The following is a 13190-nucleotide window of genomic DNA, read 5'->3' on the forward strand; positions in this document are numbered from 1 at the left end:
CGGCCGTGACAGTCGTGAGGAAGCCTCTATGAGCAGCAAAGACCGCGTCATTATTTTCGACACCACCCTGCGTGACGGCGAGCAGAGTCCCGGCGCGTCCATGACCGGTGAAGAGAAGCTGCGCATTGCCAAGGCTCTGGAGCGTCTGCGTGTCGATGTGATCGAGGCCGGCTTTGCCATCGCCAGCCCGGGGGACTTCGCCGCGGTCAAGGCGATTGCCGATAACATCAAGGACAGCACCGTGTGCAGCCTGTCCCGTGCCCTGGACGCCGACATCGACCGCGCCGCCGAGGCCCTCAAGGGCGCCAACAGCGGGCGTATCCACACCTTTATCGCCACCAGCCCGATTCATATGCAGCACAAGCTGCGTATGCAGCCCGATCAGGTGGTGGAGCAGGCGGTGCACGCGGTCAAGCGCGCACGCAACCTCTGTGCCGATGTCGAGTTCTCCTGCGAGGATGCCGGCCGCTCCGAGCTGGATTTCCTCTGCCGCATCATCGAGGCGGCCATCGACGCCGGCGCGCGCACCATCAATATCCCCGACACGGTCGGCTACGCCATTCCGCACCAGTACGCCGAGACCATCCGCCAGCTGCTCAACCGCGTGCCCAACGCCGACAAGGCGGTGTTCTCGGTGCATTGCCACAATGACCTGGGCCTGGCCGTGGCCAACTCCCTGGCCGCCGTGGTGGCCGGTGCCCGTCAGGTGGAATGCACCATCAACGGCCTGGGCGAGCGCGCCGGCAATGCCGCGCTGGAAGAGATCGTCATGGCGATCAAGACCCGTGCCGATCTGCTTGGCGTCTACACCAATATCGACACCCCGCATATCTTGAGCACCTCGCGCATGGTCTCCGGCATCACCGGTTTCCCGGTGCAGCCGAACAAGGCCATCGTCGGTGCCAACGCCTTCGCCCACGAGTCGGGCATCCACCAGGACGGCGTGCTCAAGCACCGCGAGACCTACGAGATCATGTCCGCCCAGTCGGTGGGCTGGAACACCAACAAGATGGTGATGGGCAAGCACTCCGGGCGCGCCGCCTTCCGTTCGCGTCTGGAGGAACTGGGCATCACCCTGGCCGGCGAGGCCGAGCTGAACGCCGCCTTCGCCCGCTTCAAGGAACTGGCCGACAAGAAGCACGAGATCTTCGACGAAGACCTGCAGGCCCTGGTCTCCGACACCCTGGCCGAGGAAGCCCCGGAGCACTTCAAGCTGGTGACCCTGGAAGTGGCCAGCAAGACCGGCGAGGTGCCCCAGGCCAAGGTGGTGGTCAGCGTCGATGGCGCCGAGCAGCATGCCGATGCCCAGGGCTCCGGCCCGGTGGACGCCGCCTTCAAGGCCATCGAGGCCATCGCCGCCTCCGAGGCCAGCCTGCAGCTTTATTCGGTCAACGCCATCACCCAGGGCACCGACTCCCAGGGCGAGGTCACCGTTCGCCTGGAGAAGGGCGGGCGCATCGTCAACGGCAATGGCGCCGACACCGATATCCTGGTGGCGTCGGCCAAGGCCTATATCAACGCGCTCAACCTGATGCAGGCCGGCGCGCCCAAGGCCCACCCGCAGGCGGCTGACGTTTGATCGAAGAAGTTCGTCGCCGCGCCTACCTGGCCGCCATGCAGGTGGCCAGCTGGTTGCCACGGGTGGAGCTGCCCTTTGCCGCGCCGTCGCGGCCCGAGTTGCTGCAGCCGCTGAGTGCCCCCGAACCTGAACCTGCGCCCGCCCCCGAGGTGGTTGCAAGCGTGGCCAAGGCAGTGGCTGAAGATGCCCCGGCCTATCAGGCGCCACCTGCACAGGCACCGGTTGTCCCGCCGGCCACCCGGCCCAAAATTGAAGTGCCACGACCGGCTCCCCAGGGGCGTATGGCCAAGACCGAGGCCGTCGAGGAGGCAACCGAGGCAGCCGTGCCGGCCCAGCCGCAGCCCATCGCACCGCCACGCTTTGCCCTGCAACTGCTGCGTGCCGGCGCCTGTGCGGTGCTGGTCGAGCTGCCCAATGGCGAGCCGCTGCAGGGCCGCGACCCGGCCTACCTGCTGCTCAAGGACCTGCTGCGCGCCGCCGGCCTGCCGGACAGCCCGCAGCTGATCGGCGAGCCGGTGCGCTGGCCACTGCTGGTGCGCGGGCAGATGGACCAGGGCCCGGAGGCGGCCCGCGACTTCTTGCAGACCTTTGTTGGCGCGCGGCTGGAAGAACAGGCGCCCTGCAGCTGCCTGTGGCTGGTCGGCCTGCCGGCCATCCGCTTTGCCGGCGAGGGCGACGAGCAGAGCTATAACCGCGAACTGCAGATCGAAGGCCTGGGCGCCGCCTGGGCCCTGCCGGGCCTGGAGCTGCTGATGGACGAGCCCGAGCGCAAGCGCAGTCTGTGGCAAGCCATGCAGCGGGTGCGGCAGCGCTGGCTGAATACTTCCGAGTCCTGATCGATGAGCGATGCCATTTCCTTCCGCCCCATGACCGAGGCGGACCTCGATGCCGTGCTGAAGATCGAATACGCCGCCTTCAGCCATCCCTGGACCCGCGGCATCTTCACGGATGGCCTGAAATCCTATGACTGCTGGCTGATGTTCGAGGGCCAGCAGCAGGTCGGCCACGGCGTGATCCAGATGATTCTGGATGAAGCCCACCTGCTCAATATCACCATCAAGGTGGAGAGCCAGGGCCGTGGCCTGGGCCTCAGGCTGCTGGAGCACCTGATGCAGCATGCCCAGAGCCGCGGCGCCAAGGAGTGCTTTCTGGAGGTGCGCGCCAGCAACCAGAGCGCCTATCGCCTGTACGAGCGTTACGGCTTCAACGAAGTGGGCCGGCGCCGCGACTACTACCCAGCGGCGGGCGGGCGCGAAGATGCCCTGGTGATGGTCTGCCCGCTATTCGATTGAGTGGCACGGTACGGGAGGCTAGGAGCCTGTCGGACTTAACACTGTTCTACTGCGGAAAAGCCGGATTTGGCCATTTTTGCTGCTCTTTCTCGTTAAATAGCTCGCTATTCGCCTCGAAAGACCAACAAAACTGACTCAAACCGAGCTTTCCCTTGCTACGAACGGTCAAGCCCGACAGGCTCCCAGGTTGGTGCGCACGGCGCACCCTACCCGTTACCGACCCATTAACCCAGGGAGCCGTTTTGTGAATGATCTGCCGCAGCCTTGCCAGCAGGCTGCCCCATGGAGCCAGCCATGACCTCATCTGTACGCCTGGCGATTGCCGGGCTGTTGCTGGCCACCCTGTGCTGGTCGGGCAATGCTCTGGTGGCGCGGGCCTTTGCCGGGGAAATCCCGCCCTTCGCCCTGTCGTTCTGGCGCTGGCTGCTGGCCTTGCTGCTGCTGTTGCCCTTTGTCATCGGCCCGCTGCTGCGCCACCGCGCCGAGCTGCGCGCCGCCGGCTGGCGCCTGCTGGTGCTCGCCGGCCTCGGTATCGCCGCCTATAACAGCCTGCTGTACAGCGCCGCCCAGAGCACCGCGGCGATCAATATCACCCTGGTCAATACCTGCCTGCCGTTGATGACCTTTATCGGCGCCGGCCTGCTGCTCGGTGAATGGCCGGCCCCGCGCGCCTGGTGGGGCCTGGCCGTGGCTGCCCTGGGCCTGCTGGTACTGATCAGCCAGGGCAGTTGGACCAGCCTTACCGGCCTGGCCTTCAATCCCGGCGATCTGATCATGCTTCTGGCGGTGGCGGACTGGGCTCTGTATTCCCTGCTGCTGCGCCGTTGGGCGCACTACCTGCTGCCGATCCCGGCACTGGCCCTGCTCGGTGTGCTGATGCTGCTGGGGGTGCCGCTGATTCTGCCGTTCTACCTCTATGAGCTGAGCCAGGGCGCGCACTTTGTCGCCAGCCCGGGCAACCTGGCGGCCATCGGCTATACGGCGGTGTTTGCCTCGCTGCTGGCTTACCTGGCCTGGAACCATGGGGTGCGGGTGGTGGGCGCGGCCAAGGCGGCGCTGTCCAACTACCTGATGCCGGTGTTTACCGCCATCCTCGGCTGGCTGCTGCTGGGCGAGGGCTTGCAGGGCTATCACTGGCTCGGCGCGGCGCTGATCTTCGCCGGCCTGTTGCTGGGCAGTCAGCGGGCGCCGAGCCGATGAGCCGCCGTCTGTGCCTGATCCCCGGCGATGGCATCGGCCTGGAGGTGGTGCCGGCGGCGGTCGAGGTGCTGGAGAAACTGCTGCCCGCTGTGCAGGTGCTGGAGGCGGACGCCGGCTGGGAATGCTTTCGCCGCCAGGGCAGCGCGGTGCCGGAGGCGACCCTTGAGTTGCTGACCGAGTGCGGCGCCGGTCTGTTCGGCGCGGTGTCTTCGCCCAGTGGCGTGGTGCCCGGTTATCGCAGCGCCATCCTGACCCTGCGCCAGCGCCTGGGGCTCTCCCTCAACCTGCGCCCGGTGCGCAGCTGGCCGCAGGTGTCGCCACGCGCGGATGTCGACCTGCTGATCCTGCGCGAAAACAGCGAGGGCCTGTACAGCGGTCGCGAGCACTGGGAGGCCGAGGGCGTGGCCATCGCCGAGCGGGTGATCAGCCGCGCCGCCTGCCAGCGCCTGGCCGAGCAGGCCGCGCAGCTGGCCGGCGAGCGCAGCGCCCGACGCATCACCCTGGTACACAAGGCCAATGTGTTGCCGCTGACCTGCGGCCTGTTCCGCGACACCTGTAGCCAGGTGCTGACGGCGGCCGGGTGGGGTGAACAGCTGGACGAACGCCTGGTGGATATCGCCGCCCTGCAACTGGTGCAGCAGCCCGAGGCATTCGACCTGATCGTCACCACCAACCTGTTCGGCGACATCCTCTCGGATCTGGCCTGCCACTGGGGCGGCGGCATGGGCCTGGCGCCTTCGCTCAATCTGGGCGCCGGCATCGCCCTGGCCGAACCGGTGCACGGCAGCGCCCCGGATATCGCCGGCAGCGGGCGGGCCAACCCCCTGGCAGCGATCCTCAGCCTGGGGCTGCTGCTGCGCTATCACTGGCAACTGCCCGAACTGGCTGCGCGCCTGGAGGCAGCGGTGTACAGCTTTCTGGCCGAGGAAGGCCAGGTGGACTTCGCCACCCAGACCACCCGGCGGGTGACTCAGGGCATTCTCCAGCGCCTTTAACGGGCTGTTTTGCCCGGCCGGGTTCTAAGCACTTTCTGTAGGGTGCGCCGTGCGCACCGCCTGCCTACTCCAGCAAGGGCCTGACGGCCTCGGCCAATAACGGCGCCATGGCAATGGCATTGCTCGGGTGGGCGATGCAGTCGGTGCTCCACACCCGGCCCACGCCGGCAGCCTGGATCACCTGCAGGGCGTCGCCGGCAAACAGGGCGTGGGTCACTGCCACATCCACCGAGGCGGCGCCGGCGGCCAGCAGCTGCTCACAGGCGTGGGCCAGGGTGCGCCCGGAGCTGGCCACATCATCCAGCAGCACCACGGCGCGGCCGGCAAAATCCAGCTTGGGTAGCTCAATGCTGACCGCCTTGTCGCCGCTGCGCACCTTGCTGCACACCCCATGCTCGAAGCCATGCACGGCCGCCGCCGACTCGATCCACTGCGCCGACTCGGCATCCGGGCCGAGCAGCAGCGGCCGCTCGATCTGCTCGGCGATCAGCTGCGCCAGCATCGGCGCGCCGGACAGGCTGATGGCGGTTCCCCTGGGGATGGCCTGGCTCAGGCTGCTGATACGGTGCAGATGCGGGTCCACCGTGATCACCCCGTCGAACAGCCCGGCGAGGAAAGGGCCGATGATCTGCTGGCTGACCACCTCGCCGGGGTGGAAGGCGATGTCCTGGCGCATATAGGCCAGGTACGGCACCACCAGCAGCAGGCGCCGGCAGCCCAGGCGGCGCGCCTCGCCGTCCACCAGCAGCAGCTCCACCAGTTTCTCGTTGGGTCGGTCCAGGCTGCGGTACAGCACCAGCTGGCCGGGCAGCGCCTGACCGCTTTGCAGCGGCAGGCGCAGGCGCAGTTCGTCGTCGGGGAAACGGTGGCGCTCGATACAGGCGGCGCTCAGGCCCAGGGCCTCGGCCAGTCGTAGAGCCGGAGCCTGTTCGTCCTCGAAATACAGCAGCAGGGCGTCGTGCATCGGTCAGAACTCCAGGGTCAGAGGTGTAAGCTGGGCGGCGTCGCCGATGGTCATGGCGCTGCTGCGCTGGCAGGCCTGGCGGGCAAAATCCAGATCCGCCGGGTAGGCGGCGTACACCCGGTACAGCGGCGTGCCGACCTGCACGCTGGCGCCCAGTTTGTGCAGCAGATCGACCCCGGCGCCCTGCACCTTGGGCGCCCCGGCCAGGCGGGCGATGCGCGCCAGTTGCAGGTTGTCGATGGCCACCAGCACGCCATCGGCCTCGGCGCACACCTCGAATGAAAGGGGGGCGAGGGGCGGGTTGCGGTAGTCGAAGGCCTTGATGCCCTGGGCCTGCATGATCGCCTGCAGCTTGCTCAGGGCGCGGCCCGAATCGAGGATGTCGCGGGCGATGGCAAAGCCGTCGCCGCCGCGCACATCCGGGTCGAACTCCAGCATGCGCCCGGCCAGGCGCAGGGATTTCTGCCGCAGGTCATTGGGCGCCGCCGGGTCGTTGTTCAGCACCTGCATCACATCGCGGGCTTCCAGCACCGGGCCGATGCCGTTGCCGATGGGCTGGCGGCCGTCGCTGATCACCACTTCGATGGCCAGGCCCATACGCCCGGCCACGTACTCGAACAACTTGCGCAGCTTCTGTGCCTCGGGCATGGAGCGCACCTTGGCGCTCGGCCCCACCGGGATATCCAGGAGCAGATGGGTGGAGCCGGCGGCGACCTTCTTCGACAGGATCGAGGCCACCATCTGCCCCGGCGAGTCGATCGACAGCGGCCGCTCCACGGCGATCAGCACATCGTCGGCTGGCGACAGCTCGCTGGTGCCACCCCAGGCCAGGCAGCCGCGATGCTCATGGACGATCTGCTCCAGGCGCTCGAAGGGCAGCTCGACATTGGCCATCACCTCCATGGTGTCGGCGGTGCCGGCCGGCGAGGTGATGGCCCGCGAACTGGTCTTGGGGCAGAGCATGCCGTGGGCGGCGACCATGGGCACCACCAGCATCGAGGTGCGGTTGCCGGGGATGCCGCCGATGCAGTGCTTGTCCACCACAGGGTGCTCGTGCCAGTCCAGGCGGCGGCCAACTCGGGCCATGGCATCGCTCAGGTAGTAGACCTCCTCGCGGTCCAGCTCGTCCTGGTTGCAGGCCACGACAAAGGCGGTCAGCTCGATCTTCGAGTAACGGTGCTCGCTGATATCGCGGACGATACCGCGAAAGTCCTCGCGGCCCAGGCGCTCGCCGGCAATCTTGCGGTGCAGCGCCGGGATCGAGGCGGCCGGCTCGGCCTGGGAAATGCTCGCCGGGTGGCCATCCGTCAGGCCCAGCTGGGCGAAGGCATCTTCGGACAGCCCCAGCTCGCCGACATCGACGATGCAGCTGTCGTCCACCACATTGAGGCTGGCCAGGATGCGCCGGCCATTGGCCCGCACCTCGACCTTGGCCAGGGCCTGGAAGCCCTCGGCGCGGTAGATGGCGCAGTCGCGGTGCAGATAGGCGACGTTCTCGCGGTAGGTGTCGATGGCCACCCGGCGCAGTTGCAGGGTGGCGTGTTCATCGGCCATGGGCTGCCCTCGTTGAAGTCCTGGGAGCAGTCTAGTCAGAGGCGCGGCGGCTGGCCTTGAGCTGGGTCAGTTTGCCGGGCTGCGCGGCATCAATGCCGGGTAAACAGCACATTGTTCTCCAGATGAATATGTTCCATCAGGTCGTCGCGCAGCTCGGCCAGGCCACGGTACAGGGCCTGCCAGGTGTTGCAGGCGCCTTCCGGGGCTTGCATCTGGTTGGTCAGCTGGCCCAGGCGCGCCAGGGCTGCGCCGTGCTGGTCGTGCTCGTAGCGCATCATGCCGATGGGGCCGTGGGCCAGGCCCGAGCCATGGCGCAGCATGGGGAAGAGAATCTGCTCCTCCTTCTGCATATGCAGCTCCAGCTCCTCGCGCAGCTCATGGAGAAATTCGGTCAGGCCATGGGGGCAGCTGGCCTTGTCGAAATGCACATGCTCCACCCGCTGGGCCAGGCGGATCAGCTCCGGCAGCTGCTCGCGGTGACGCTGGTGATAGCGGACGAGGATATGCTCGATCAGCTCGCCGGTCGGCGCTTCGCGCCAGTCGCTGGCGGGTGCCTGTTCCTGCTGGCAGCGCAGCAGCTGCAGGGCGATACCCAGGGCGTCCAGGCCCTTGGCTTCGGCGGCCTCGCGCAGGGCTGTGGCGCCGCCGCAGCAGAAGTCCAGGTGGTAGTGATGAAAGATGCGCGTGGCACCGGGGATGGCGCAGGCCAGCTGGCCGAGGGATTGCTCAAGCAGTTCGTCACCCATGACAGCGCTCCTGTGGGCTGATGATGATTCATCCTAGGCACAGCCCGTTCGGGCGGCCTTGACCGCGATCAAGAGCGTTATTGGTCGGTGCTGTGCTGGTAGCGGGTAGGGTGTATGGCGCTTTACCCATCCACCGAGCGGTGTTTGTGGTGGATAAAAAGAGCGTTATCCACCCTGCGGGGCTCTGTGTGCGGCCAAGGTGATACCTCCAACGAGGAATGGGCGCGGGGTGGCGGGCGGCGCAGGCTGTGGGCAGATTTCTATTGGAGACTTTGCCATGGCCCATCTTTCCAGCGCGCAGTTCCAGGCCCTGCGCATCGCCGTGCTGACGGTCAGCGACACCCGCAACCTGAGCACCGACAGTTCCGGCCAGACCCTGATCGAGGGGCTGGAGGCCGCCGGTCATGCCCTGGTCGACCGCGCTCTGGTGGTCGACGATATCTGGCAGATCCGCGCCCGGCTCTGCGCCTGGATCGCCGACCCGCTGACCCAGGCGGTGCTGATCACCGGCGGTACCGGTTTTACCGCCCGCGACAACACGCCCCAGGCCGTGGCGCCGCTGCTGGACAAGACGGTGGACGGTTTCGGCGAGCTGTTCCGCCAGGTCTCCCGTGACGAGATCGGCAGCTCCACCATCCAGTCCCGCGCCCTGGCCGGCATCAGCAACGGCACCCTGGTCTGCTGCCTGCCAGGCTCGCCGGGGGCTTGTCGCACCGCCTGGGAGAAGATCCTGCGTGAGCAGCTGGACAGCCGCACCCGCCCGTGCAATTTCGTCCCCCATCTGAAAACCCTGCCGGAGCAGCCGGCCCTGGCCTGCGGGAGCCGGGCATGAGCGCCTGCGGTTGTGATGGCGGCGGCCTGCGCCCCCTGGATGAGGCCCTGGAAGAACTGCTTGAGCGCGTACCGGCGCCGCCGACGGTGGAATGGTTGAGCCTGGACGAGGCCCATGGCCGGGTACTGGGCACGGCGATCTGCGCCCCGGCGGATGTGCCGGCCTGGGACAACAGCGCCATGGACGGCTACGCCCTGCGCGCCAGCGACCTGCCCATAGAAGGTGGCTGGCTGCCCATCGGTGGCCGCCTGATCGCCGGCGACGCGGCGCGCCAACCACTTGCCGAAGGCTGCGTGGTGCGCATCTTTACCGGCGCCGCGCTGCCACCGGGGGCCGACACCGTGGTGCCCCAGGAACAGTGCCGCAGCGAAGGCAGCGGAGTGGTGCTGCCGCCGCTACGACGCGGCCAGCATGTGCGCCGCCGCGGTGAGGAAATGCGCGCCGGCATGCCCCTGCTGGAGGCCGGCCAGGTGCTGCGCGCGCCAGAGATCGGCCTGCTGGCCAGCCTCGGCCTGGGCCGGGTCCCGGTGTATCGGCGCCTGCGCGTGGCGTTAATCAGCAGCGGCAATGAACTGCGCGAGCCCGGCGAGCCCCTGGCGCCGGGGCAGATCTACAACGCCAACCGCTACTGCCTGAGCGCCATCCTGCGCGGCCTGGGCCTGCAGGTGCAGGTCTACCCGAGCCTGCCGGACGACCTGGGCGCCAGTCGCGATGCCCTTAGCCTGGCCGCCGAGCAGTGCGATGTGCTGCTCAGCTCCGGTGGGGTGTCGGTGGGCGAAGAGGATCATCTCAAGCAGGCCATCAGCCAGCTCGGCGAACTGCACCTGTGGCGCCTGGCCATCCAGCCGGGCAAGCCCCTGGCCTTCGGCAGCGTGCAGGGCAAACCCTGGCTCGGCCTGCCCGGCAACCCGGCGGCGGCCCTGGTCACCGCCCTGGTGGTGGCGCGCCCCTTCCTGCTGTGCGCTCAGGGTTGCCAGGCGGTGCAGGCCAAGGCCCTGCAACTGCCGGCGGCGTTTCGCTGGGACAAGGCCAACAACCGCCGCCAGTACCTGCGCGCACGTATCGAGGACGGCAATGTCGTGCTGCACCCGCAGCAGGGCTCGGCCATGCTCCTGCCGGCCTGCTGGGCCGAGGGCCTGGCGGTGGTGGAACAGGGCCGCACCCTGGGGGTGGGCGAATCTGTCGCATACCTGCCGTTCAGCCAGCTGCTGGCGCCTTGATGTCGGTCAAGGCGCAGCCTGCCCAGGCCCTTAGAGTCGGCGGGCTATTAGTGGCCGGCCGCCGTAGGGTGCGCCATGCGCACCGCTGCCTGATCGGCAAACAGGGTGTGCACGGCCCAGCCTAGGGCCCTCTCCCTCGGGGAGGCAGCCGATTGATTACAGCGTCTTTTTCAAGCGAGGTATGCCGATGCAACTGGTCTGTCCGGCGGGTAGTCTGCCGGCCCTCAAGGCGGCCCTGAACCAGGGTGCCGATGCCATCTATGTCGGGTTCCGCGACGACACCAACGCCCGCCATTTCGCCGGCCTCAACCTCGACGAGAAACAGCTGGACAGCGGCCTGCAGCTGATCCGCGCGCAGCGCCGGCAGCTCTATGTGGCGGTCAACACCTATGCCCAGCCCGGCGGCTGGCAACGCTGGCAACGGGCCGTGGATCGCGCCGCCGACCTTGGCGTGGACGCCCTGATCGCCGCCGATCCCGGTGTGCTGGGCTACGCCAGCCAGCGCCATCCGCAGCTCAACCTGCATCTGTCGGTACAGGGCTCGGCCACCAACGTTGCCGCCCTGGAGCTCTATCGCCAGCGCTACGGCATTCGCCGCGCGGTGCTGCCGCGGGTGCTGTCCCTGGCCCAGGTGCGCAATCTGGCCGGCAAGACCGAGGTGCCCCTGGAGGTGTTCGGCTTCGGCAGCCTGTGCATCATGGCCGAGGGCCGCTGCCACCTGTCGTCCTACCTCACCGGCGAGTCGCCCAACCTCTGCGGCGTCTGCTCGCCGGCCAAGGCGGTGCGCTGGCAGGAAGATGCCGACGGCCTCAGCTCGCGCCTGGGCGGGGTGCTGATCGACCGTTACGCCAAGGACGAACCGGCCGCCTACCCGACCCTGTGCAAGGGGCGTTTTATGGTCAACGGCCAGCGCTTCCATGCCCTGGAAGAACCCACCAGCCTCAATACCCTGGAGCTGATCCCGCAGCTGGCCGAGATCGGCATCGCTGCGGTGAAGATCGAGGGCCGCCAGCGCAGCCCGGCCTATGTCGAGCAGGTCGCCCGGGTCTGGCGCGCCGCCCTCGACGCCTACCGCCGCAGCCCCCAGCAGTTCCAGGTACAGCCGCAGTGGCAGGCGGCCCTGGCCGCCGTTTCCGAAGGTAGCCAGACCACCCTGGGCGCCTATCACCGTGCCTGGCAATAAGGAGCCATCCATGCAACTGAGTCTGGGACCCGTACTGTTCTACTGGAGCCGCGCCAAACTGCTGGATTTCTACGCCGAGATGGCCGCCCAGCCCCTGGATATCCTCTACCTGGGCGAGACGGTGTGCTCCAAGCGCCGCGCCATGAGCCTGGACGACTGGCTCGGCCTGGCCCGCGAACTGCGTGAATGCACCCGCGCCGAGCTGGTGCTGTCCGGCCTGGCGCTGCTGGAGGCGGCCAGCGAGCTGTCCAGCCTCAAGCGCCTGTGCGACAACGGCGAACTGCTGGTGGAGGCCAACGACATGGGCGCGGTGCAGCTGCTGCACGAACGGCGCCTGCCCTTTGTCGCCGGCCCGGCGCTGAATCTGTACAACGCCCACGCCCTGGCCGAACTGCAGGACTGTGGCCTGCAACGCTGGGTGCCGCCGGTGGAGTGCTCCGGCGCCCTGCTGCGCGACTGCCTGGAGCAGCTCGATCAGCTCGGCCGGCTACGACCCCAGGTGGAACTGTTCGCCTATGGCCATCTGCCCCTGGCCTACTCGGCCCGCTGCTTTACCGCCCGCGCAGAGAACCGGCCCAAGGACGACTGCCAGTTCTGCTGCCAGGACTACCCCGAAGGCATCCCCCTGCTCAGCCAGGAGGGCGAGGCGCTGTTTACCCTCAACGGCATCCAGACCCTCTCCGGGCGGGTCAGCAACCTCTTGGCCGACTACGCCCAGTTTGAGGCCCACGGCATCGACTGCCTGCGCCTGAGCCCCAGGGCCGAGGGCATGGGTGAGGTGGTGCAGCAATACCACGCCGTACGCCAGGGCGGCCTGCCGCCACTGCTGGCCGAGGGCTGCAACGGCTACTGGCATGGCCGCCCCGGCATGCTCAGCGCCGAGGAGGCGGGATTATGCTGACGCTCGAACAGCTGGCGCTGCGCTGCGCCGACCCGCTATTGGGCCTGCTGCGCCATGTGCCTTTCAGCGTGCAACGCTGGGTGCTGCAGGCGGCGGTGCAGCGTCTGTTTGCCGAACCCCTGGAGGAGGGCGCCTTCGATCTGCTTAGCGGGCGCTGGCTGCGCCTGGAGGTCAGCGATCTCAACCTGGCCTGGTGTCTGACCCGCACCCCCCTGGGCCTGCGCATGGCCAGCGCGGCCCCGGTGGACGTGAGCATCCGTGGCAACTGGCGCGAATTTGTTTTACTCGCCAGCCGCCAGGAAGACCCCGACACCCTGTTCTTCCGCCGCCGCCTGCTGATCGAAGGCGACACCGAGCTGGGCCTGGGCATGAAAAACCTGCTCGACAGCCTCGACCCCGATACCATGCCCCCGGCCCTGTGGCGCAGCCTGTGCCGCCTGGGCCAGGCCCTCAGCGCCGAACAGCGCAGCGCCCAGGCGGGTGGGGCAGGCATCTAGGCCCCAGCCCCAATGGCCAGCCACAGACCATGTGTAGGGTGGATGACGCTTCACCCATCCACCCGCTGCGGCCCCGTGGTGGATGAACAGAGCGTCATCCACCCTACCGGGCTGGGCCAGGTTCTCAGCGCCGAACAACGCAGCGCCCAGGCGGGTGGGGCAGGCATCTAGACCCCAGCCCCAATGGCCAGCCACAGACCATGTGTAGGGTGGATGACGCTTCACCC

General features: G+C 68.0%; 14 protein-coding genes. 11 read left to right on the forward strand and 3 right to left on the reverse strand.

Annotated features, from left to right (window positions below; genetic code table 11):
* Positions 1–28 precede the first annotated feature (28 nt).
* From GJV18_RS06690 to GJV18_RS06710, 5 genes are all read left to right on the forward strand, one after another.
* A complete protein-coding gene (locus GJV18_RS06690) occupies positions 29–1579 on the forward strand; it encodes a 2-isopropylmalate synthase (protein WP_160343923.1) in 1551 nt (516 codons plus the stop codon).
* Entirely contained in the window at positions 1576–2415 is an 840-nt protein-coding gene (locus tag GJV18_RS06695) for an energy transducer TonB (protein WP_160343924.1), read from the forward strand. The genes GJV18_RS06690 and GJV18_RS06695 overlap by 4 nt, the downstream gene beginning before the upstream one ends.
* 3 nt (positions 2416–2418) lie before the next feature.
* Entirely contained in the window at positions 2419–2871 is a 453-nt protein-coding gene (gene rimI / locus GJV18_RS06700) for a ribosomal protein S18-alanine N-acetyltransferase (RefSeq protein ID WP_160343925.1), read from the forward strand.
* A 294-nt stretch (positions 2872–3165) separates the two neighbouring features.
* Positions 3166–4071, forward strand: coding sequence for a DMT family transporter (locus tag GJV18_RS06705; RefSeq protein ID WP_160343926.1), 906 nt, complete (start codon positions 3166–3168; stop codon positions 4069–4071).
* A complete protein-coding gene (locus GJV18_RS06710) occupies positions 4068–5066 on the forward strand; it encodes an isocitrate/isopropylmalate dehydrogenase family protein (protein ID WP_160343927.1) in 999 nt (332 codons plus the stop codon). Before GJV18_RS06705 ends, GJV18_RS06710 begins: the two co-directional genes overlap by 4 nt.
* A 64-nt stretch (positions 5067–5130) precedes the next feature.
* Here the strand turns inward: GJV18_RS06710 and GJV18_RS06715 are convergent, their stop codons facing one another.
* The 3 genes from GJV18_RS06715 to ytfE all read right to left on the reverse strand — a co-directional run bounded on the left by GJV18_RS06715 (position 5131) and on the right by ytfE (position 8330).
* Positions 5131–6030: a ribose-phosphate diphosphokinase gene (locus GJV18_RS06715; protein ID WP_160343928.1), complete on the reverse strand. Its 900-nt coding sequence runs from the start codon at positions 6028–6030 to the stop codon at positions 5131–5133.
* A gap of 3 nt (positions 6031–6033) precedes the next feature.
* Positions 6034–7584: a thymidine phosphorylase family protein gene (locus GJV18_RS06720; protein ID WP_160343929.1), complete on the reverse strand. Its 1551-nt coding sequence runs from the start codon at positions 7582–7584 to the stop codon at positions 6034–6036.
* An 89-nt stretch (positions 7585–7673) separates the two neighbouring features.
* On the reverse strand, positions 7674–8330 hold the full coding sequence (gene ytfE / locus GJV18_RS06725) for an iron-sulfur cluster repair protein YtfE (RefSeq protein ID WP_160343930.1): 657 nt from the start codon (positions 8328–8330) through the stop codon (positions 7674–7676).
* 277 nt (positions 8331–8607) lie between these two features.
* Between ytfE and moaB the strand changes: the two genes are divergently transcribed.
* From moaB to GJV18_RS18725, 6 genes are all read left to right on the forward strand, one after another.
* Complete coding sequence (gene moaB, locus GJV18_RS06730) at positions 8608–9162, forward strand: molybdenum cofactor biosynthesis protein B (protein WP_160343931.1); 555 nt, start codon at positions 8608–8610, stop codon at positions 9160–9162.
* Positions 9159–10382 carry a molybdopterin molybdotransferase MoeA gene (locus GJV18_RS06735; RefSeq protein WP_160343932.1) on the forward strand — a complete coding sequence of 408 codons (1224 nt, stop codon included), beginning with the start codon at positions 9159–9161 and terminating at the stop codon, positions 10380–10382. Before moaB ends, GJV18_RS06735 begins: the two co-directional genes overlap by 4 nt.
* Positions 10383–10569: 187 nt before the next feature.
* A complete protein-coding gene (ubiU, locus tag GJV18_RS06740) occupies positions 10570–11565 on the forward strand; it encodes a ubiquinone anaerobic biosynthesis protein UbiU (protein ID WP_160343933.1) in 996 nt (331 codons plus the stop codon).
* A gap of 10 nt (positions 11566–11575) precedes the next feature.
* Positions 11576–12466: a U32 family peptidase gene (locus GJV18_RS06745; protein WP_160343934.1), complete on the forward strand. Its 891-nt coding sequence runs from the start codon at positions 11576–11578 to the stop codon at positions 12464–12466.
* The gene (gene ubiT, locus GJV18_RS06750; protein ID WP_160343935.1) at positions 12460–12963 is read left to right on the forward strand and encodes a ubiquinone anaerobic biosynthesis accessory factor UbiT; all 504 of its coding nucleotides are present in this window, start codon (positions 12460–12462) and stop codon (positions 12961–12963) included. The genes GJV18_RS06745 and ubiT overlap by 7 nt, the downstream gene beginning before the upstream one ends.
* Before the next feature lie 42 nt (positions 12964–13005).
* Positions 13006–13134 carry a hypothetical protein gene (locus GJV18_RS18725; protein WP_267904544.1) on the forward strand — a complete coding sequence of 43 codons (129 nt, stop codon included), beginning with the start codon at positions 13006–13008 and terminating at the stop codon, positions 13132–13134.
* Positions 13135–13190 lie beyond the last annotated feature (56 nt).

This window comes from Pseudomonas xionganensis (assembly GCF_009763245.1).
GTDB classification, from domain to species: domain Bacteria; phylum Pseudomonadota; class Gammaproteobacteria; order Pseudomonadales; family Pseudomonadaceae; genus Aquipseudomonas; species Aquipseudomonas xionganensis.